We start from the raw sequence: 19,828 nt of genomic DNA on the forward strand, positions 1-19,828 counted from the left end.
ATGATCATCCTATCGGGCCCGGCCAACAGCGGTGCTCATCGTGGTCGAGTTAGGCCAAACGACGACCAGAGACTGCGGCCAAGCCTTGCCCGGTCTCATATTGGGGCGATCCCGTCCCATCCACAGCATCGGCATCCACCACAACACGGGAGACATCCGTCCTGTCGGGCAACTCGAACATGGTCGCCTCAAGGGTGCGCTCGATGATTCCCCGCAGCCCGCGAGCACCCACCTTGCGCTCCAGAGCGATGGCAGCAACACGGTCCAGAGCGGCATCGGTGAAGACCAGATCGGCCCCGTCATCCAGGAACATGCGCCGGTACTGATTGACCAGGGCATTATCCGGTTCGGTCAGCACCCGCCGCAACTCATCGGCGCTCAGCGGCTCCAAGGTGGAAATGACCGGCAACCGCCCCACGAACTCGGGAAGGAGGCCAAACCGTTCCAAGTCCTCAGCCCTGACCTGGCTCATGACCCCGTCGTCGGGCACTCTATCGCTTCCCTGAGTAGCCGAGAAGCCGCTCTCCCGCAGACCCAGCCGCCGGCGGACGATCTCCTCAAGGCCGACGAAGGCGCCGCCGCAAATGAAGAGGATGTTGGCCGTGTCCATGACGACAGTACGGACATCCCCATGCCGCCGCGAACCCTGTGCCGGCACACGGGCCCGGGTGCCCTCGATAATTTTGAGCAGGGCCTGCTGGACCCCTTCGCCGGATACATCACGTGTAATGGAAGTGTTCTCGCCAGACTTCCTGGCGATCTTGTCGATCTCGTCGATGTAGATAATCCCCCGCTGGGCCAGATCCATGTTGCCGCCGGCAGCCTGAAGCAACCCCTGCAGGACGGACTCCACGTCCTCTCCCACATACCCCGCCTCGGTCAGGCTGGTGGCATCCACAATGACGAAGGGAACGTTCATGATGGTGGCCAAGGTTCGTGCCAGATAGGTCTTGCCCACGCCGGTGGGGCCCATGAGCAGGATGTTGGACTTGTCCACCTGGACGCGTGGAGCTGCATCCTTTCGCTCAAATGCAGCGTCAGCAACACGGCCACGGTCGCCCAAGTCCATATTGACGCGCTTGTAGTGGTTGTAGACAGCCACCGAAAGGGTGCGCTTGGCAGCCTCCTGGCCGATGACGTACCGGTTCAGATAGCCGAATATCTTTGAGGGCGCAGGCAGAGACACCCGCTGATCGGCGGCATCCTTGGCCATATCCTCCTGGATGATCTGGGCGCATAGGCGTATGCATTCGTCGCAGATGGCGCAGGAAGGCCCCTTGACCAGACGGCGCACCTGGTGCTCGTCCTTGCCGCAGAACTCGCAGCGATTCAGTCCGTCATTGTAGCTGACCACACGGCCCATGGCTCTCCCTTCCTGGAGGATCCGCAAGGATCGCCGAAATCATATTTGACCGGCATCATCCATGATGCCGAAAACGTCCGGAGGCCGTGGGCCCCAAGGTCCCGCCGCCATCCGGACGATCAACCATGCGCGCAGTCACCAGAGCTAATTGCGGTGCTCCAGGACCTCGTCCACCATTCCGTAATCCTTGGCCTGCTGGGCGGTCAGAATGGTGTCCACCTCGATGTCCTTTCGGATCTTTTCCACATCCTGACCGGTGTGCTTGGCCAGGGTCTCCTCCAGCCAGGTGCGCATACGCAGCATTTCCTTGGCCTGGATCTCAATCTCGGTGGCCTTGCCGAAGTCCTGCTCCATGGCCGGCTGGTGAATGAGCACACGGGCGTTGGGCAGAATCAGACGCTTGCCCTTGGTGCCGGCCGCCAGAAGAACAGCAGCAGCCGAGGCAGCCTGGCCCAGGCAGACAGTCTGCACATCGGGCTTGATGTACTGCATGGTGTCATAGATGGCGGTCATGGCCGTCATGGATCCCCCCGGCGAGTTGATGTAGATGATCACATCGCGGTTGGGATCCTGGCTCTCCAGAACCAACAGCTGGGCCATGATGTCGTCCGATGAGGTGTCATCCACCTGGACGCCCATGAAGATGATCCTGTCATCAAAAAGCCTGGTGTAGGGGTCCTGGCGCTTGTAGCCGTAAGGGGTGCGCTCCTCGAACTGCGGCAGCACATAGCGGTCGGCGGGCATGGCGGCCAGGCCGCGAGGGCCAGCCAGTCGACGGGCCCGTGCTACGAATTGCGCTTCTTCAGATGCCATGTGGAGTGCTCACTTCCCTTGATCTGCGGTCATAGTGCCGTGGGTGGTCACGATCCGGTCGACGAAGCCATATTCCAAGGCCTGCTGGGCCGTGAACCAGTGATCGTATTCATTGTCGCGGTAGATCTCTTCCAGGGTGTGTCCGGTCTGTTCGGCCGTCAGCTGGGAGAGCGTGCGCTTCATATCCATGATCAGCTCGGCGTTGATTCTGACATCAGTAGCCGTGCCTCCGACGCCGCCCGAGGGCTGATGCATGAGCACCCTCGCATGGGAGGTGACGAAACGCTTGCCTTTGGCACCGCTGGAGAGCAGGAACTGACCCATGGAGGCCGCCATGCCGACCGCGACCGTAGCCACGTCAGGCTCGATCAGCTGCATAGTGTCGTAGATGGCCATGCCGGCTGTAATGGAGCCGCCAGGCGAATTGATGTAGAGCCAGATATCCCTCTTGGGATCCTCGGCCGCCAGCATCAGCATCTGTGCACAGATGACGTTGGCATTGGCGTCCTTGACCTCGTCCCCCAGCCAGATGATCCTGTCCTTGAGCAGTCGGTTGAAGATGGGATCGGTCGGCGTAGGGGCCTCCCCTTCCTCCATCACGGGACTGGTTGCCAATGAGTTGTTCACCCTGTCTCCTTCGATAAACGTATCTGTATTGAGAGTAGCCCCCGCAATCGACGCGGCCACGGTCTTTCTGCTCTTTGCGCAACCGCTACGACAGGGCCGCACCCAGGCTGTTTCGCCACTGGGTGCGGCCCTGTTCGTTGCGATTTGTGAGCTACTCCTGATCCTGGGAGAGCTGGTCGGCCACTTCAGCCGCAGCGGAGGCAGCCTGGACGCTCTCGTCCTGCTCCTCCTGGGTCTCGGGCTCATCCTCGCCCAAGAAGCGGCTCAGGTCCACCTCCTGGCCATCTGGATCCTTGAAGGTGACGGCCCGCATGCCAGCCAGCATGCCCTTGGAGCGGCCGACCTCCTGCACAGCCGAACCCAGCTGGCCGTTGCGGACGATGCCGTTGATGAAGGCGCTGGGGTCCATGCCGTACTGCTGGGCGATGGAGGCCAGGAAGTTGGTCACGTCGGCCTGGCTGACCGTGATGCCCAGCTTTTCAGCCAGGGCGTCCAAGGTCATCTGGTCGCGCAGTTCCTTCTCCACGGTCTGCTCGGCCTCGGCCTTCTCGTCCTTGCTGGCCTTGTCGGGATCCTTGCCGGTGTTCTTGAGCTGATCCGTCACCATGGACTTCTTGATGCCCTTGGGCACCGGGATGTCCAGGCCCTCCTGGAGCTTGGCAATGAAGGCATCGCGGGCGTCAGTGGCCTGCCGACCCTCGGCATCCACCTGGCACTGCTTGCGCACATCCTCGCGCAGCTCCTTCAGGGTCTCGAACTCCGAGGCCTCCTTGGCGAAATCGTCGTCCAGGTCGGGCAGCTCCTCGGCCTTGACCGAGTTGACCTTGACCTTGATCTGGGCTTTCTCGCCCTGATGCTCGCCGGCCTCCAGAGTGCCCTCGAAGGTGGTCTCTTCCCCGGCGGACAGCCCGTCCAAGGCCTCATCCAGACCATCCAGCATGGTGTTGGAGCCCAGCTCGTAGCTGACCCCCTGCTGGGAGTCCACGGACTCGCCGTCAATGACGGCATCCAGATCGATGTTGGCATAGTCACCCTTGGTGGCGGGACGATCCACGCTGACCAAGGTGCCGAAGCGCTGACGCAGGTTGTCCAGACGCTTGTCCACGTCCTCGTCGGTGATAGCAGGCTTGGGGACCTCAATCTCCATGCCCTCAATGTCGGGCAGTTCAAACTTGGGACGGATCTCCACCTCAGCAGTGAACTTGAGCTTGGTGTCATCCCCGGCCGAGGAAGGAATGTCCTTGACGTCGATCTGCGGCTGTGCCATGGCGTGCAGCTGCTTCTCCTCCAGAGCCTTGGAGTAAAGCTCAGGCACGCCGGCGTTGACGGCCTCGCCCGCCACACTGGCAAAGCCCACGCGCTGATCGATGATGGGTCCGGGCACATGGCCCTTGCGGAAGCCGGGAATGGTCACCTGCTTGCCGATCTCCTTACGGGCCTGATCCAGGTAGGGGTTCAGCTCATCGGGATCGACGGTGATGGTGAGCCTGACCTTGGTGGGCTCGAGGTTTCTGACGCTGATTTTCACGCTGCGCTCCAATTCATCCAAACCGTTTGATCTGCCAGTAAGGCAACCGTTACATAATAGCGCGAGTCAGAGACTCTGACAGGAGCGAAACCTGCCAAGGGCGGGCACCCTCCTGACGCAGGAAGTCGGCCACATCCCGCTTCTCCGGTTGATCAGTCCAGCAGAGGTTGCGCAGGTAGCGGGGCTTGATCAGAATCTCGTCGGGGGTGTTGGTCCGGCGTCCAACTCCAGTCACCGCCTTGCGCGCCGCCTCCAGCCTAGCGAACCGGTCCGGGTGACGGTGCCGCCAGACCTGCATCGACTTTGGGGCGTTGGTCTCCTCACGCCGCGGCTTGGGAGGCACCGGAAGCTCCTCGGTAGGCAGACTCAGCGCCTCCAGAATGGCCTGCTTCCAGACCGAAGGCTTGATCCGGCGCTGGATGGGCGCATAGCGCTCGAACATGCGGTCCTGCTCGCCGCCGGTGTGAATCCTGACCCGTTCGTTCAGGGACCGGATGGACCGAAATTGTGCGTTGTTGTGCGGCTTGAGCCTGCCGGCCTCGATGATGGCCTTGTCGGGCAGAAGCAGCGTCGGAGCGATGTCAGCGCGCCGGGCTAGCCGGTCTCGAGTGGTCCACAGCGAGCGGGCCACAGCCAGGCCGCGACGGTCGTTGTGCAGGGCGTTGATATGCGAAATATGCCGCCAGGGCTGCTCAGGCTCCGGCTTTGGGATTTTGCCCTGCTCCAGCAGCCAGGCGAATTCCTGCCTAGCCCACTCATCCTTACCGTGATGGCGCAGGTCCTCCAGCTCGCGCGTTCGCACCTGATCCAGCAACTCCACGTCCAAGGCGGCGTAATTGCGCCAATCACGCGGCAGCGGGCGGTAGGACCAGTCTGCGGCTGAGTGCTCCTTGGCCAGCGTCAGCCCCAGATAGTGCGCAGTCACTGCAGACAGGCCGTAATGACCCAGGTTGAGCATCCTGGCCGCCAGCTCGGTGTCGAAAAGCGATGAGGGCCTCATGCCCAATGCATAGAAGCCAGGCAGATCCTGAGGGGAGTCATGAATGACCCATTGAGCCCCATCAACAGCCTTATTGAATTCCGACCAGTCACAGCCCGCCTGCATCAGAGCCGGTGGATCCAGCAGGAATATCCCAGCCCCCTGACGCTTGAACTGGACCAGGTAGTCGTCGTGGCCATAGCGGAAGCCCGAGGCCCGTTCAGCATCCGCTGCCAGGGCACCGCTCCCCTGGGACAGCATTCGACAGGCCCGGCGATATCCGGCCAGATCGTCGATGACCGACGGCACACCCTGGGCGGGCTCTGAAAGCAGCTGCGTCTTAGGTTCCGTGGTCACCTGCGCTCAACCTCTTTTTTAGTTTGTCTTCCATCACGCCACCGGACCGATCGGCCCGGAAAACACACGCCTGAAAGCATAGTCCATGGCCTCAACCCACCGATGACCCTTTGCTAAGTAGACTTCGTCGACAATTTATCGATTTGCAGGGTCGACCATTTACCAAGACGGTCATTCAGCGCGCCGGTCATCCAGTGAGCCTGACATTTAGCGAGTCTGTCATTCGCTGATTGGCCGGCTTGACTTGACTCGAGCAAACAGAACTCCCCACGACATCTGCCGTGGGGAGTCACAAGACGATTATTCGTATTTCTCCTAGGCCCACTCTGGTACCAAATTGGGTTTTGAGGCTCAGTAAACCACGAAGCCGTGGGCCTCCAGCTGCTTCTTGGCCCGATCTTTCAGAGCCGCAGAGGGACCTTTGGTATCCTCCAGCTGGTAGGGAATGCGCAACTCATGCCACTTGGGCCGTCCAAGCTGATGGAAGGGAAGCACGTCAATATGCTCAATGGCATCCTTGAACTGTTCGCACACCCGAGCGACATTCTCGACGTTCTCCTCGGAGTCGGTCAGCCCGGGCACCAGCACGAAGCGGACCCAGATCTTGCTGCCACGGGCAGCCAGACGCTTGCCAAATTCGATTGTGGGGGCCAGCGTTCCCCCGGTGACCTTCTTGTAGGTAGCCTCGTCGCCGGATTTGACATCCAGCAGGCACAGATCGATATCGTCAATCATAGCATCGGTGTAGTTGCGATTGAGGAATCCTGAGGTGTCCAGGCAGGTGTGGACGCCCATCTCCTTGGCGGCTCGAAAAACGCGTGAGACAAAGGCTGCCTGCATCATGGACTCGCCACCGCTGAAGGTGATTCCCCCGCCCGTGCTCTTGAAGAGGTCCTGGTAGCGGGCCACCTTGTCGATCATGGCCTGCAGGTATACGGGCTGGCCATCGCGCATCTTCCAAGTGTCAGGGTTCTGGCAGTACTGACAGCGCAGGGGGCATCCGCTCATGAAGACGGTCATCCTCGTGCCAGGCCCGTCCACTGAAGTGTTGATGTCCCAGGAGTGAACAAATCCGATGTCGCCCGTGCGCAGGGCATTCATGCGGTCGTGCCGGTCCAGTCCAATGGGCGATTCGAACCCCGAAAGGCCGCCCATCAGGGTCTGGCTCTGGTAGACCTTGGATTCTTTGAGCATGTGCGGCTGTGTGGTATGGAAGATGGTGGTCTCCGTCATCGGATCCTCCTGAAAAAGACGAAAAAGGGGGCGGGGCCTTGGTGCGCCCCGCCCCATGATTCACCGTCTCATCAACGGTTGACTATCGCACAAGGGCGATCAGTCGGTCACCGCACCCTGGTGGAAGGTGCGGGAGATCACGTCGAGCTGCTGCTCGCGGGTCAGCTTGACGAAATTGACGGCGTAGCCCGAGACGCGCACGGTCAGGTGCGGGTACTTCTCGGGGTGCTCGACGGCATCCTCCAGCTGCTCCTTGCGCAGGACGTTGATGTTGGCGTGGTAGAGCCCATGGCCGTTGCCGGCGTCCAGGATGCCTACCAGATTGTTGATGCGCTCATCCTCGTCGCGGCCCAGGCCGTCAGGGGTGATCGTGTTGGTCAGCGAGATGCCGTCCAGGGCGTCGTCATAGTCGATCTTGCCGACGGAGAACATGGAGGGCAGCATGCCGTGCGAATCCATGCCGTTCTCGGGGTTGGCGCCGGGAGCGTACGGGGTGCCCTTCTTGTGGCCGGAGGGGAAGGACCCGGTGTTCTTGCCATACTCCACGTTGGAAGTGATGGTCAGGATGGACTGGGTCGGCACAGCGCCGCGATAGACGGGCAGACGCTTGATCTGCCCCATGACGGTGGACACGGTCCACTTGGCCAGGTCGTCGGCGCGATCGTCGTCGTTTCCGTAGATCGGGAACTCGCCTACGGTCTTGTAGTTGACGATCAGGTCGTCGTCAGCGCCCTCGACATACTCCGGAGTGCCCTTGGCATCCTTGTTGTAGATCGGGTAGACCTTGGCGTACTTGATGGCCGACAAGGAGTCAGCGGCGATTGACAAGCCCGACATTCCGCAACCCAGGGTGCGGTAGATCTCCTTGTCGTGCAAGGCCATCTCAATGGACTCGTAGTCGTACTTGTCATGCATGTAGTGGATGATGTTCAGAGCCTCGACATAGGTCTCGCTCAGCCACTCCAAGGCCTTCTCGTAGTTGTCCTTGACCTCTTGGAAGTCCAGGGAGCCGTCTTCCTTGGGGGTGACAGGCTTGATCACGTCCTTGTCGATGACCTGCATGCCGGTCATCTCGTCACGGCCGCCGTTCATGGCATAGAGCAGGGCCTTGGCGGAGTTGACGCGGGCGCCGAAGAACTGCATCTGCTTGCCGACCCTCATGGGGGACACGCAGCAGGCAATGGCCGCGTCATCGCCCCAATGGGCGCGAATATCCTTGTCGGACTCGTACTGTATGGCGGATGTGTCGATGGAGATACGGGCGCAGAAGCGCTTGTAGCCCTCGGGCAGCTTCGGATCCCAGAAGATGGTGATGTTGGGCTCGGGGCCAGGTCCAAGGTGTTCCAAAGTCAGGGTGGCCAGCAGGCGGAAGGAAGTCTTGGTGACCATAGGCCTGCCGTCGTCGCCGAAGCCGGCATCGGACCAGGTGGCCCAGTAGGGGTCGCCCGAGAAGATGTTGTCGTAGTCCTTGGTCCGCAGGAAACGCACGATGCGCAGCTTCATCACGATGTTGTCGATGATCTCCTGGGCATCGGTCTCGTCGATCAGGCCAGCGGCCAGATCGCGCTCGAAGTAGACGTCGAAGAAAGCGGACAGGCGGCCGATGGACATGGCTGCGCCGTCCTGGCTCTTGACCGAGGCCAGGTAGGCCATATAGGTCCACTGGACGGCTTCCCTGGCATTCGTGGCAGGACGGCTCAGATCCAGCCCGTACTCCTTGCCCAGGTTCAGCAGCTGCTTCAGAGCCTTGATCTGCTCCGCGTGCTCCTCACGGAAGCGGATCCAATGCTCGATCTCCTCCTCGGTGAAGTCGTTGCGGTAAGGAATCGAATCCTTGTCAGCCTTCTTGCGGGCAATCAGCTCGTCGACGCCGTACAGGGCCACACGACGGTAGTCGCCAATGATGCGGCCGCGGCCGTAAGCGTCGGGCAGACCGGTCAGAATCTTGTTGTGGCGGGCCAGCTTGATCCTCTTGGTATAAACGTCGAAGACGCCATCGTTATGGGTCTTGCGATACCGGGTAAAGATCTTCTTGACATCAGGGTCAGGCTCCTTGCCTGCCTCTTTGATGGCCTGCTCAACCATGCGCCAGCCGCCGAAGGGCATCATCGCACGCTTGCAGGGCACGTCGGTCTGCAGGCCGACGATCACATCGTCTTGAGTCTCGCCGGCAGGCTTGCCGTCAATGTATCCGGCAGGGAAAGCGTCAATGCCCGCCGGAGTATGGGTGTCCACGTCGTAGACGCGCTGCTTGCGCTCTACGGCAAGGAAATTGTCATCCAGATACTTCCACAGATACTTGGTCTTGTCGGTGGCCGGCGCCAGGAAGGATTCATCACCGGTGTACGGGGTGTAGTTCTTTTGGATGAAGTCGCGAACGTCGATGTCTTTCTTCCAGTCCTCGCCCTTGAAGCCCTTCCAAGCCTTGGCTTGCAGCTCTGCGGGAGAGACGGTATTAGTCTCAACTGCTGTCATACTCAACTCCTTGTTGATATGGTCAATGGCGCTTCCTCACACCACTGTCGTTCTCAAGTATAGGGTGCGGCATACCAAGGAAAACCAGATAGTGACGTGAGTTATATCACACTCGGAACCCAGTGCTGCCAGGATCACCCGGCACACCATCTGAGTGCCGGTCCTGCCTGGCTGCTCAGTCCACTGGTCGCCAATCCAAGACACAACCCAGTGCAGGCTTCATCCGTCAGCTGATGACTGTTCCCTCGGGTCTCCATCCCAGGCCTGTCGCCAGCGGCGGTCTTCTTCATCCCATTCCTTGTTCCGGTGCTTGGCGATCTTCCAGGCATCAAGGGCCTCCTGCCTGCTGTGGTAGGGGCCCATCCGCCTGTCCTGCGGAGACAGCTTGCCCTGTTCAGGTTCGCCTGTGACGGTATTGAAATACCAGGCCGTCTGCACCTGTTCGGACCCCATGGCGATCACTCCTTGAAAGCGTTGGTGACGGGCAGCCGACGGTCCCGACCGAAGGCAAGAGATGTGACCTTGGGTCCCAGCGGGTACTGACGCCGCTTCCACTCGGCCCGATCCACCAGGCGCATAACCGTGTCGACTGTGTCAGGATCGAATCCGTCGGCCAGAAGATCGGCCCGACCATGCGCATGCTCGATGTATGCCTCCAGAACCTTGTCAAGCAGGCTGTAGTCTGGCAGAGAATCAGAGTCCTTCTGCCCTTGGCGTAGCTCGGCCGAGGGTGGCTTGACGATGGAATTGATAGGAATGGGCTCACGTTCGCCCAGTGCCCGAGCCTGGGCGTTGCGCCATCGCGCCAGCTGCCAGACCCGAGTCTTGAGCAGATCCTTGATGGGCGCGTAGCCGCCGACCGCATCACCATAAATAGTTGAGTAGCCGCAGGCCAGCTCGGACTTGTTGCCAGTGGCCAGCGCCAGAAGCCCCTCGGCATTGGCGTAGGCCATGACGATGACACCGCGGATCCGGGCCTGCAGATTCTCTTCAGCAACCCCCTCCAGATATAGCTGCCCTTGGAAGGCGTCGAACTCAGGGCCTATTGGCTGGACCACGTAACGCAAGCCCAGGCGCTGGGCCAGATCGGCAGCATCATCCCGGGAGCCCTCCGAAGAGTAGCGGCTGGGCATGGAGATGCCGCGCACATGCTCCCCTCCGCAGGCATCGGCGGCCATGGTCGCCACCAGGGCCGAGTCGATCCCGCCCGACAACCCCAGGCAGACGCTGGTGAAGTGATTCTTGACCATATAGTCCTTCAGACCCAGAACGCAGGCCCGATAGACCTCCTCGTCCCCAGGCATCTCTTCGGCCATGCAGGACTCGCTGGGCAAAGGGTGCTCCCCACGTGCAGGCAGGGTCCAAGTGGACAGATTCTGGACGAATCTGGGCGAGCGCTCCAGCAGGTTGCCATCCCGGTCCACCACGAAACTGCCGCCATCAAAGACCAGGTCGTCCTGCCCGCCTACCTGGTTCAGGTAGAGCAGAGGCGCGCCAACCTGCTTGGCCCGACGAGCCGCCAGCTCGTAACGGACATGCCCCTTGCCCTCCTCGAAGGGGGAGCCATTGATGGTCACCAGGAGGTCGATGTCCCGGCCAGCCAAGTCGCTGATGGGATCGCCCTCCTGCCATATGTCCTCGCAGATAGCCAGTCCAATCCGGTGCCCCCGCACCTCCAGGACGACGGTCCTATCCCCCGGGGTGAAAATCCTGTACTCGTCAAAGACCCCGTAGTTGGGCAGGAAGTGCTTGTCGTAGCCAGCCTCGACCCTACCCTGGTGCAGGACTACCAGCCGATTGCGAGGCCTGTCCTGATCCGTATCGGTGCCAACGGTCCCGACGATCACATAGAGATAGCCCAGACCCTGTTCCTCCAGCTCCCTGGCTAGACGGTCGGCACGAGACCAGGCGGCCCGACGGAAGCTGGCCCGAAATGCCAAGTCCTCGATTGGATAACCGGTCAGGCTCATCTCGGGAAAGACCACCAGGGTCGCCCCCTGCTCCGCTGCCTTTCTGGAGTAATCCAGAATAATATCGGCGTTGCCGTCAAGATCGCCCACACAGGTGTCGATCTGAGCCAGAGCCACCAGCAGATCGCCATCCTGCCGCGGCTGTTCCTCTTGTATGCCCATACCCATGATTCTAAACCGTGTCAGGGCCGGCCCACGGGCAGACAGTCCCAAGTGGGGACCGATACAGAAAAGACGGGCTTGCGGATCCTTCAGACCTTATCGGCACCAGCCTTGCGGGCGGCCCGGCGTACCAGCACTGAAGCGATTAGCCCCAGGAGCAGCAAAAGAACTGCGAAGCCCATAGCCCACTGGGCGCCTTGGGTGAATCCTTCGGTCAGGGCATGAGTCACCTGAGGACCCAGTGCTCCCAACCGGCCCCGGGTACCCTGAGCTCGCAGACCGACGATGGCATTTCCTGCAGAGGTCTGAACCGATTTGACCAGGCCATCGGCCACCTGCGCTGAGATTCCGTTGAGGGCCGTCAGATGTCTTGGCAGTACCAGGCTCAGAGCAAGTGAGAGGACGGAACCGGAGACTGCGGCGCCCAGGGCAGTCCCCCACTGACGGATGGTGGATTGGGTGGCCGAAGCCTGGCCGGATTGGGCCACCGGGACACCGGACAACACCAGGCTGGTCAGCTGCGCCGAGGCGAAGCCCAGACCAGCACCGTAAATAATCAGTGTCAGAGTCATGGGCCAGACCGGCATCGACCCACGCATGAGCAGAATGGACAGGGCCACGCCGACAATCTCCATCAGCAGACCCGTCTGCACCGTGCCGCCGGCTCCCAGACGGGCTGAGACCACTCGGGCCAGACCGCCGGACACAACTGATCCCAGGGCCATGACGCCCAGGATGGATCCGGCCCCCAGGGGGCTCAGGCCTCTGGCGTTGATCAGGTAGAGGGGCAGGATGAACATGACCGCGAACTGACCAGCGTTGACGATGGCGGCCGTAAGGTTGCCCCAGCCGAAGGTACCGATGGCGAACATGGACACGTCCAGGATGACTATCTTGCCCTTGCGCGCCCTGGTCAGCTCGGTCAGCGCAAAGGCAGCCAGCAGGGCCAATCCCAGAAGCAAACCGACCGGAACCGGCGACAGGGGCGCCGATGTGGATAAGTACAGTGGGCCAAGTTCAAGTGCGGCGCGGGGACGCCACCAGCCATAGGTCTGCCCCTCGATCAGCGCAAAGACCACCAGGGCCGACCCAAGAGCCGAAAGGAGTATGCCCTTCCAGTCGGCAAGCATCCCCCACCGGTCACCAGTCTGCCGGGGAGCAGACTTGGTCTCAGGCACAAAGACTGCACTGGCCAGGAAAACGATCAGTCCCAGGGGCAAATTGACCAGGAAGATCCACCGCCAACCGATAGTGCTGGTGAAGGCCCCGCCCAGGAAGGGGCCGACCGCCGCAGCCGAAGACATGACGGCCCCCCAGATGCCGAATGCAGTGGCCCGGTGCCGGCCCCGGAAGGTGGCAGACACGGTAGACAGGGTGGATGGCATGACCAAGGAGCCGCCGATTCCCTGAACGAGCCGAGCCAGAAGCAGCAGTGCGCCAGAGGAAGCCGATGCGGCGAAGACGGAACCCAGCACAAAGATGACCGTGCCCACCTGCAGGATTCGTTTGCGTCCGATCATGTCCCCCAGACGACCGGAAGGGAGGAGCAGGGCTGCCAGCACGATGCTGTAGAGGGCTGTAACCCACTGGGCTTGAGCCAGGTTGATATGGATGGCGGCGATGATGGAGGGTATGGAGACGTTAACGATGGACGAATCCAGCACAATCATGGCCAGCCCCAGGGCCAACACCCAGAGGGCGCGCCATGGCGGCGCCGCCTCCTGGGACTCTTGGCTGCCTTTCATACTGCCCTTCTTCACGTCTATGCTTGCCGATCCGGTCATCAGATCTTCCCCTCACCCTGGTCTGCAAATTTTTTTGCGACTATACGTCGCAAAAACCCGTCTGGCAAGTTCACTCAGCGCGGACAAGCCGCAGGCTAAAGAGGCCTTTGCAGTTTGGCACAGCTTCAAAGAGGCCATATCATATGCCCCATAACCGGCTGAGCTCGACTCATCATCACTGCACCCAGTAGGTCGGAGCAAGGAGGACCATGCCCAGGATCCGCGAATCCACGCTCCAGGAGCACCGCGCCAAAACCCTGGACCAGATCATCACCGCCGCCGAAGCCATCCTGCGCACCGGCGGACGCGGCCAGCTGACCATGGCCGAGGTGGCTCGACGCACCAATCTGGCCCGGAACTCCCTCTACCGCTACGCCCGGGATGCCGACCAGCTCTGCGACATGGTCATGGAGCGGCACCTGCCCGACTGGGGCCAGGCCCTGGACCAGGCCTTGGGTACGACAGACGACCCGCGCCGAACAGTCGAGGTCTGGACCCGCACCAATCTGGAACAGGCCGGACTGCACGGACACGGCTGGCTGATGAACCTCTACGCCGAACAACACGACGAGCAGTTACGCCAGGCCCTGATCTACGGCAACCCCTCGAATTCCCATGAGCCCGCCCCAAGGAACGATCAGTCCACAGACCGGCAAATCCAAGCCCTGCTGGACTTCCACCGGCAGGTCAACCAGCCGCTGATCCAGGCATGGACAGCCCTGCGGCCAGCAGATCCGGCCATGGGTGTGGAGGTGACGCGAGGCATCGTCCAATCCGGTATGCGACTGATTGATGCCCTGGACCAAAAGCTTGCTCCCGAGCAACGGCAGACACGACTGACCATCATCATCGAGAAGGTGACCGCCTGCGCCAAGGCCGTCACCGCCACCCTGGCGGAAGGACCTACATGCGCCTGATTGGCAACATCTGCTGGCTGCTGCTGGGAGGACTGGCCATCGCACTGGCCTGGACCCTGGTAGGCATCGCGCTCTGCCTGACCGTGGTAGGCATCCCCCTGGGCTTCCAGGCCTTCAAGATGGCGCGTCTGACCTTGACCCCATTTGGCCGACAGGTCATCTACGGAGGCGGACTGGGATCATGGCTGGCCAACCTGCTCTGGATTATCCTGGGCGGCTGGTGGCTGGCCCTGGCCTATCTAGTGGCCGGACTGGTCACCATGCTGACCGTGGTGGGCATACCCTTCGGTCTGCAAGCTTTCAAGATGGCCCGCCTGGCCCTGATGCCCTTCGGATCCTCGGTTCGCGTCGCCGTCTTATGAAAGAATTATAGGTATGAGCACAGTCATCATGCATACCTCAGAGGGCGATATTCGCCTGGATCTCTTTGGCGATCAGGCACCTGAAACCGTAGCCAACTTCTTGGATCTGGCCTCAGGCCGCAAAGAGTGGACCGATCCCGAGACGGGCCAGAAGCGGCAGGACCCTTTCTACGACGGTCTGACCTTCCACCGGATCATCAAGGACTTCATGATCCAGGGCGGCTGCCCGCTCGGCACCGGCACAGGCGGCCCCGGCTACGAGTTTGACGATGAGATCGACCCATCCCTGACCTTTGAGGAACCCTACAAGCTCGCCATGGCCAATGCAGGGCTACGCCGCGACCCCGTCACAGGAAAGACTCACGGCACCAACGGATCACAGTTCTTCATCACCACTGTGCCCACCCCCTGGTTGAACGGACATCACACCATCTTCGGCCAGGTTGCCGATGAGGATTCCCGGAAGGTGGTCGACAAGCTGGATGCCGTGACCACCGACTCAGGCGACCGTCCCCTTGAACCGGTCTTCATCAACAGCGTCGAAATCCTCTGAGCCATGCCGGGGATGGTTTCAAAAAAGACACCCAGCAGATTCCAGCCCGGCACACGCAGCTATACCATGTCCCGCATCAGGGGCACGGAGACATCAATAGAGCGCCAGGTCCGGTCCTACCTCTTCTCGCGCGGTCTGCGGTTTCGCAAGAACGACAAGAGGTATCCGGGCCATCCTGATGTGGTTCTGCCTAAGTGGCGCGCCATGGTCTTCGTCAATGGCTGTTTCTGGCACATGCATCAGGACTGCGACAGATTTTCCATTCCCAAATCCAATGTAGAGTACTGGACCACAAAGCTGACGAGGAACCGATTGCGGGATCAGGAGCAGGGCAAAAAGCTGAAAGCCATGGGTTGGCGGGTTTTCACGGTCTGGGAGTGCCAGCTGGATGCACACCATGCCCGGGAAACGCTGCGGAAATTGTATGAGGCCATCACAAAAAACGGCAATCCAAACGAAGGAGCCAAGGATGAGCAGATTGAACGGCAAGCGGCGAGAAGCTGAGCAGAAGGGCATGCGGGTCAACTTCGCCATTCTCGGTGCCGGACGGATAGCCAATGCCTTGGCCAAGACAGTGGTCTTGATGTCCAAAAACCGGCAATACAGCCATCTGGTCGCCCCCTACGCCGTGGCCTCCAGGGATGGGGATCGCGCAGCTGCATTCGCCAAAAAATATGGATTCCCACATTCCTATGGCTCCTACCAGGAGCTCCTGGACGATCCTAATGTGGATCTGGTCTACATCGCCACGCCTCACAGCCTCCATGCCGAGCAGGCCATCGCCTGCATGAAGGCGGGAAAGAACGTGCTGGTCGAGAAGTCCTTCGCTGCCAACGCCATTCAGGCCAGGCAGGTCATCGAGACATCCGAGAGCACCGGTCTGCTCTGCACCGAGGCCATCTGGACCAGATACATGCCCTCGCGCTCCATCATCGACGACATCGTCTCCTCAGGCGGCATCGGCACCGTCAGAACGGTCACCGCCAACCTGGGATATGTGACCGTGGACAAGGCCAGAATGACCGACCCGGCCCTGGCCGGAGGCGCCCTGCTCGACGTAGGCGTCTACCCCCTCAACTTCATCGACATGGTCATGGGACCCAAGCCCATCGAACGGATCTGCACGGATTGGGTCCGCAGCCCGGAAGGCGTCGACAGCCAGAACTCGACGACCATTTTCTACCAGGACGGATCCATGGGCGCAGCGACCAGCTCCATGGTCTCAGCCAGCGACCGGACCGGCGACATTTGGGGAGACCGAGGCTACCTGGAGTGCATCAATATCAACAATGTGGAGTCCATCGACCTGTACGACGCTGATCACAAGCTGAAGAAGCACTACCCCATCCCTGACCAGCTTACCGGTTATGAGTACGAGGTGGCCAGCGCCGCACAGGCCATCCTGGATAGCAAGACCGAGTGCGCCCAGATGCCCCACAAGGACACCCTGCGCATCATGGGGCTCATGGACTCACTGCGCCGCCAGTGGGGATTGGCCTTTCCCTTCGAATCATGAACCAACTGATAAAAGCCATGGCGACCAGCCTGCCTATTTGATGCGGCGAACACGGCCATGCTCGACCAGGTAGGCCCGTCTGGCAAGATCAATCATGGGCAAATCAAAGGCTGAATCGGTATAGAAGGCGTCGACGGCCGTCTCCTGACCCAGGATCCGCTGAAAGTGCAGAGGCTTATCGGGTCCAAAGTTGAGATAGCCCACGGTCAGGGACTCCAAATCCAGGGTGGAGCCGATGCAGCGGGTGATGCCCAGTCGACGACAGGCCTCCCCCGCCACAAGATCGAAGGAGGCGGTCACCACCACGTCGTCGGCCTGGGGGGTGTACCAATCCATGATCTTGTGCATGTTGGCATCCCAGAATTGGCTGACCAGCAGGTCCATGTCAAAGCCAGGACGCGAGGTCAGCAGACGCAGGTAGCGCGAGCCCACCCGACGCATGGCCGAGTCCAGCTGCTCCAGGGTGACCCGGCCCAGGCGGTATCGGACGGCATAGAAGAGGGCAATCGGCAGGTAGTGCAGCACGCGTGGATCTTTGCGAGCAGTGAACAGGTAGAAGTCAAGCAGGCTTTCGCCATCGTAGATGGTGCCGTCGAAGTCCAATACCCGCATGCCGATCCTTTCCAGATCCCGTGGCGAAAAGGAATATTCTAGCACACCGTTGAGCAATGACGGTGATAGTCCCCGACCACGGCCAACCCCGCCCTGTTAGATGCTTACCTGTTTGGATGGACAAAGCGACACTTTTTTAGCCCACAAGCCTGGAGCAGGCGGCAAATCCCCGGATAATCGACGCTGAAAGACTTCGAGCAGGATCGACACCAGGGAAATCATGGCTTGGTTGGCCGGTGTCTGAATCGTGGACCATCCCCATGGTGTCGACGGTATTGATATGATGAAAAATGCGTCGTCCGTGCCGGGCAGAAGCTTGGGAGTTGTCGGAAAGAGACTTGGAGGGGGAACGGCGCCGAAGGGGTCCATGGGTCAATCATGCCCGCCGAACTCTGTGATCATCCTTACCAGCTAGGGGGCAGCAACGATGTTGAAGAAGAGTCACTACCACAACCTGAGCAGTTGCATAGCCGGAATCTACCGGCATGCACGCAACGATGCCAGCCGGTACACAGGCGACTCCACCTTACGGGGCACCCAAGGTGATCTGATTGTATATCTCTACGATCATCCAGGCCTCAGCCAGCGCCAGATAGCCCGGGACCTGTGCGTAGACCCCAGCCTGCTGGCCCGGGACCTGAAAGCTTTAAAAGCCCTGGGCCTGGTCAGCCGCGAACAGAACCCTGCCGATCATCGGGTCAATATCATTGCTCTGACCAGGTCGGGCGCAGATATAGCTCGTAAACGGATCAGATCGGTCAACAACTGGTGGATCGACCTGTTCAAGCAGAATCCGGATATTGACCCCGAGACCTTCCAGACCGAGCTGCGCTGCGTCTACAACCGGTTGCTGGCCGACCAGCTCTGATTCCTCTTACCGGCAAAGGATCCTTACTGAAAAAAAAGGACCTGGCCGATTCCTTGGCCGCCCCACGACGGCACCAAGCTCATGCCAGGCCCCTTGCTTTTCAGACTTTTCACACCCTTGCGCCGGCCGCTGTCAGCCCACCGAACGGCCGGAAGTCTCCCAGCCCACCAGACCCACAACCAGCATGGAAGCCAGAGCCACCAGGCTGATGGTGACGAAGATTGAGGTGCTCCCCCATTGGCTGAGCATGGCACCGATGAGCACGGGCATGAGCACATTGCAGAGCTTGGCAATGGCATTGGCGATGCCCACGCAGCGGAATCGGACTGTGGTCGGGAAGAGCTCAGGCGCATAGACGGCCACCACCGACGACATGAGGACGTAAAGACTGCCCATGAGCAGAATGCCCACCAGAATGGCAGTGACCTGGCTGGTCTGCACGGCGTAGAGCAGACCGAAGACCGCTGTCAGCAGGAAGGCCGTGACGATGATCCGCTTGCGGCCGATCCGGTCCAGAAGCAGGGATCCGATCAGGCAGCCCATGGGGGCACCCAGCATCATCAGGGTGCTGATCCACAGGGATCCGCTCAGATCTATGCCCCGCTTGAGCAGGATGGTGGGCACCCAGGATGTGAAAGCATAGGAGCAGACGTTGGTAGCCGAAACTGCCACGGTGGCCACAATCAGACCGCGGACAATACTGCCCGATGCCTTGGCAGGTGCCTCAACGCCATCATTCTTCCCAGCGTGGGCGGAACCCCCGACTGAATCGGAGCTTGACCCTTCCCGGCCATTGCCAGCCTCCAGAAGCTCGACCACCTGGATGGCCTCGCCCATCCGCCCGTGCAGGGCCAGCCAGCGGGGAGACTCGGGAATGTCGCGCCGCAGATACCAGATCAGCGCAGCCGCCAGGCCAATGCCCACGAAGAGCGGCCGCCAGGACCAGCGCGGAATAATCCAGGCACACAGGAGCATGGCTAGGGGCACTCCGGTGTTGGCCACCAGCGAGACGATGGCACTCCAACGGCCGCGGTGCCGGATGGGAGCGAATTCGTTGACCATGGAGAATCCGGTGACGATCTCGGCGCCAAGACCCAGCCCGGCCCCCAGACGGCAAGCCGAGAGGACGGCCATGTTCGGAGCCAGAGCGCCCAGCAGAGTAAAGCCGCCGAAGAGCAACAGGTTGATCTGGTAGGCGGTCTTGCGACCCCGCAGGTCTCCAATGAACCCGGCCAGCAGCGAGCCCACCAGGAGCCCCAGGAAACCAGCCGACAGGAAGAGGGAATTCTGGGCGACCGTGGACCACCCGGTGCTCAAGGCCGAACTGGCTACGGCGCTGCCCACATAGACATCGATGCTGTCCATCAGCATGCCCGCGGCCACCAGGGCCACAATCTTGTAAAAAGTAGCCGATTCACGAGCATTGTCTACTCGCCGGGTAATCTCGCGGACCGCCAAGTCGTCCTCAGCGAGGCCGAAATTCTTGGATTGTTCGGATATGTCTGCTTTGTCAATGACCGCTGTCGACATCGTCACCCTCGCGCCCGTGCATAAGGCAGCCAAGCCTCATGCGTTCATGCCAGACCTGCCGACGGCGACAGACTCCTCGTGGGAGCTTGGCGACCGTCAATACGGAAGGCCTGGACCCTGCGGCGTTTCGGTCATTGTGTGACTATTCAACGTCTATTGAGTGCCCAGTATAGGAGTCT

The 19,828-nt window shown here is 60.8% G+C and carries 18 protein-coding genes; 6 read left to right on the forward strand and 12 right to left on the reverse strand.

All coding sequences use genetic code 11. The features are described 5' to 3' along the window. Nucleotides 1–49: 49 nt before the first annotated feature. The 10 genes from clpX to J3T95_RS02845 form a co-directional block, all read right to left on the reverse strand. Entirely contained in the window at nucleotides 50–1,363 is a 1,314-nt protein-coding gene (gene clpX / locus J3T95_RS02800; RefSeq protein ID WP_267450318.1) for an ATP-dependent Clp protease ATP-binding subunit ClpX, read from the reverse strand. Between the two features lie 144 nt (nucleotides 1,364–1,507). Then, a complete protein-coding gene (locus J3T95_RS02805; RefSeq protein ID WP_029678946.1) occupies nucleotides 1,508–2,176 on the reverse strand; it encodes an ATP-dependent Clp protease proteolytic subunit in 669 nt (222 codons plus the stop codon). A gap of 9 nt (nucleotides 2,177–2,185) precedes the next feature. Then, nucleotides 2,186–2,773 carry an ATP-dependent Clp protease proteolytic subunit gene (locus J3T95_RS02810; protein ID WP_220237400.1) on the reverse strand — a complete coding sequence of 196 codons (588 nt, stop codon included), beginning with the start codon at nucleotides 2,771–2,773 and terminating at the stop codon, nucleotides 2,186–2,188. 181 nt (nucleotides 2,774–2,954) lie between these two features. Then, a complete protein-coding gene (gene tig / locus J3T95_RS02815; RefSeq protein WP_267450319.1) occupies nucleotides 2,955–4,331 on the reverse strand; it encodes a trigger factor in 1,377 nt (458 codons plus the stop codon). Nucleotides 4,332–4,380: 49 nt separating this feature from the next. Continuing rightward, nucleotides 4,381–5,667, reverse strand: a complete 1,287-nt coding sequence (locus tag J3T95_RS02820) for an HRDC domain-containing protein (protein ID WP_267450320.1) — start codon at nucleotides 5,665–5,667, stop codon at nucleotides 4,381–4,383. Nucleotides 5,668–6,018: 351 nt separating this feature from the next. Then, entirely contained in the window at nucleotides 6,019–6,900 is an 882-nt protein-coding gene (gene pflA / locus J3T95_RS02825; RefSeq protein WP_220237175.1) for a pyruvate formate-lyase-activating protein, read from the reverse strand. A gap of 99 nt (nucleotides 6,901–6,999) precedes the next feature. After that, nucleotides 7,000–9,375: a formate C-acetyltransferase gene (pflB, locus tag J3T95_RS02830; RefSeq protein ID WP_220237174.1), complete on the reverse strand. Its 2,376-nt coding sequence runs from the start codon at nucleotides 9,373–9,375 to the stop codon at nucleotides 7,000–7,002. A gap of 219 nt (nucleotides 9,376–9,594) precedes the next feature. After that, a complete protein-coding gene (locus J3T95_RS02835) occupies nucleotides 9,595–9,828 on the reverse strand; it encodes a hypothetical protein (protein ID WP_220237173.1) in 234 nt (77 codons plus the stop codon). 5 nt (nucleotides 9,829–9,833) lie between these two features. Then, the gene (locus tag J3T95_RS02840) at nucleotides 9,834–11,507 is read right to left on the reverse strand and encodes an NAD+ synthase (RefSeq protein ID WP_267450576.1); all 1,674 of its coding nucleotides are present in this window, start codon (nucleotides 11,505–11,507) and stop codon (nucleotides 9,834–9,836) included. Between the two features lie 89 nt (nucleotides 11,508–11,596). Continuing rightward, complete coding sequence (locus tag J3T95_RS02845; protein WP_267450321.1) at nucleotides 11,597–13,291, reverse strand: MFS transporter; 1,695 nt, start codon at nucleotides 13,289–13,291, stop codon at nucleotides 11,597–11,599. Between the two features lie 209 nt (nucleotides 13,292–13,500). Between J3T95_RS02845 and J3T95_RS02850 the strand changes: the two genes are divergently transcribed. The 5 genes from J3T95_RS02850 to J3T95_RS02870 are packed head-to-tail and all read left to right on the forward strand — an operon-like array spanning nucleotide 13,501 to nucleotide 16,639. Beyond that, nucleotides 13,501–14,208 (forward strand): TetR/AcrR family transcriptional regulator, encoded by a 708-nt coding sequence (locus tag J3T95_RS02850; protein WP_267450322.1) that lies wholly within the window; start codon nucleotides 13,501–13,503, stop codon nucleotides 14,206–14,208. Next, a complete protein-coding gene (locus J3T95_RS02855) occupies nucleotides 14,199–14,570 on the forward strand; it encodes a YccF domain-containing protein (protein ID WP_220237169.1) in 372 nt (123 codons plus the stop codon). Before J3T95_RS02850 ends, J3T95_RS02855 begins: the two co-directional genes overlap by 10 nt. A 13-nt stretch (nucleotides 14,571–14,583) precedes the next feature. Beyond that, nucleotides 14,584–15,123, forward strand: coding sequence for a peptidylprolyl isomerase (locus tag J3T95_RS02860; protein ID WP_267450323.1), 540 nt, complete (start codon nucleotides 14,584–14,586; stop codon nucleotides 15,121–15,123). 12 nt (nucleotides 15,124–15,135) lie between these two features. After that, nucleotides 15,136–15,627 (forward strand): very short patch repair endonuclease, encoded by a 492-nt coding sequence (locus J3T95_RS02865; protein ID WP_267450324.1) that lies wholly within the window; start codon nucleotides 15,136–15,138, stop codon nucleotides 15,625–15,627. Then, a complete protein-coding gene (locus J3T95_RS02870) occupies nucleotides 15,593–16,639 on the forward strand; it encodes a Gfo/Idh/MocA family protein (RefSeq protein ID WP_267450325.1) in 1,047 nt (348 codons plus the stop codon). Before J3T95_RS02865 ends, J3T95_RS02870 begins: the two co-directional genes overlap by 35 nt. A gap of 33 nt (nucleotides 16,640–16,672) precedes the next feature. Here J3T95_RS02870 and J3T95_RS02875 read toward each other — a convergent pair whose 3' ends face one another. Continuing rightward, nucleotides 16,673–17,251 carry a haloacid dehalogenase-like hydrolase gene (locus J3T95_RS02875; protein ID WP_220237166.1) on the reverse strand — a complete coding sequence of 193 codons (579 nt, stop codon included), beginning with the start codon at nucleotides 17,249–17,251 and terminating at the stop codon, nucleotides 16,673–16,675. 427 nt (nucleotides 17,252–17,678) lie between these two features. On the opposite strand from J3T95_RS02875, the gene J3T95_RS02880 reads away from it, so the two are divergent. Continuing rightward, the gene (locus J3T95_RS02880) at nucleotides 17,679–18,119 is read left to right on the forward strand and encodes a MarR family winged helix-turn-helix transcriptional regulator (protein ID WP_220237165.1); all 441 of its coding nucleotides are present in this window, start codon (nucleotides 17,679–17,681) and stop codon (nucleotides 18,117–18,119) included. A 132-nt stretch (nucleotides 18,120–18,251) separates the two neighbouring features. Here the strand turns inward: J3T95_RS02880 and J3T95_RS02885 are convergent, their stop codons facing one another. Continuing rightward, complete coding sequence (locus tag J3T95_RS02885; RefSeq protein WP_267450577.1) at nucleotides 18,252–19,649, reverse strand: MFS transporter; 1,398 nt, start codon at nucleotides 19,647–19,649, stop codon at nucleotides 18,252–18,254. Nucleotides 19,650–19,828: the final 179 nt, after the last annotated feature.

It is taken from the genome of Bifidobacterium sp. B4079, assembly GCF_026537385.1.
Taxonomy (GTDB): domain Bacteria; phylum Actinomycetota; class Actinomycetes; order Actinomycetales; family Bifidobacteriaceae; genus Bombiscardovia; species Bombiscardovia asteroides_I.

Coding starts and splice junctions, on each gene's coding strand:
- clpX (WP_267450318.1), bottom strand. CDS start 1,363: ATGGGCCGTGTGGTCAGCTACAATGACGGACTGAATCGCTGCGAGTTC.
- J3T95_RS02805 (WP_029678946.1), bottom strand. CDS start 2,176: ATGGCATCTGAAGAAGCGCAATTCGTAGCACGGGCCCGTCGACTGGCT.
- J3T95_RS02810 (WP_220237400.1), bottom strand. CDS start 2,773: ATGGAGGAAGGGGAGGCCCCTACGCCGACCGATCCCATCTTCAACCGA.
- pflA (WP_220237175.1), bottom strand. CDS start 6,900: ATGACGGAGACCACCATCTTCCATACCACACAGCCGCACATGCTCAAA.
- pflB (WP_220237174.1), bottom strand. CDS start 9,375: ATGACAGCAGTTGAGACTAATACCGTCTCTCCCGCAGAGCTGCAAGCC.
- J3T95_RS02835 (WP_220237173.1), bottom strand. CDS start 9,828: ATGGGGTCCGAACAGGTGCAGACGGCCTGGTATTTCAATACCGTCACA.
- J3T95_RS02840 (WP_267450576.1), bottom strand. CDS start 11,507: ATGGGCATACAAGAGGAACAGCCGCGGCAGGATGGCGATCTGCTGGTG.
- J3T95_RS02845 (WP_267450321.1), bottom strand. CDS start 13,291: ATGACCGGATCGGCAAGCATAGACGTGAAGAAGGGCAGTATGAAAGGC.
- J3T95_RS02850 (WP_267450322.1), top strand. CDS start 13,501: ATGCCCAGGATCCGCGAATCCACGCTCCAGGAGCACCGCGCCAAAACC.
- J3T95_RS02855 (WP_220237169.1), top strand. CDS start 14,199: ATGCGCCTGATTGGCAACATCTGCTGGCTGCTGCTGGGAGGACTGGCC.
- J3T95_RS02860 (WP_267450323.1), top strand. CDS start 14,584: ATGAGCACAGTCATCATGCATACCTCAGAGGGCGATATTCGCCTGGAT.
- J3T95_RS02865 (WP_267450324.1), top strand. CDS start 15,136: ATGGTTTCAAAAAAGACACCCAGCAGATTCCAGCCCGGCACACGCAGC.
- J3T95_RS02870 (WP_267450325.1), top strand. CDS start 15,593: ATGAGCAGATTGAACGGCAAGCGGCGAGAAGCTGAGCAGAAGGGCATG.
- J3T95_RS02875 (WP_220237166.1), bottom strand. CDS start 17,251: ATGCGGGTATTGGACTTCGACGGCACCATCTACGATGGCGAAAGCCTG.
- J3T95_RS02880 (WP_220237165.1), top strand. CDS start 17,679: ATGTTGAAGAAGAGTCACTACCACAACCTGAGCAGTTGCATAGCCGGA.
- J3T95_RS02885 (WP_267450577.1), bottom strand. CDS start 19,649: ATGTCGACAGCGGTCATTGACAAAGCAGACATATCCGAACAATCCAAG.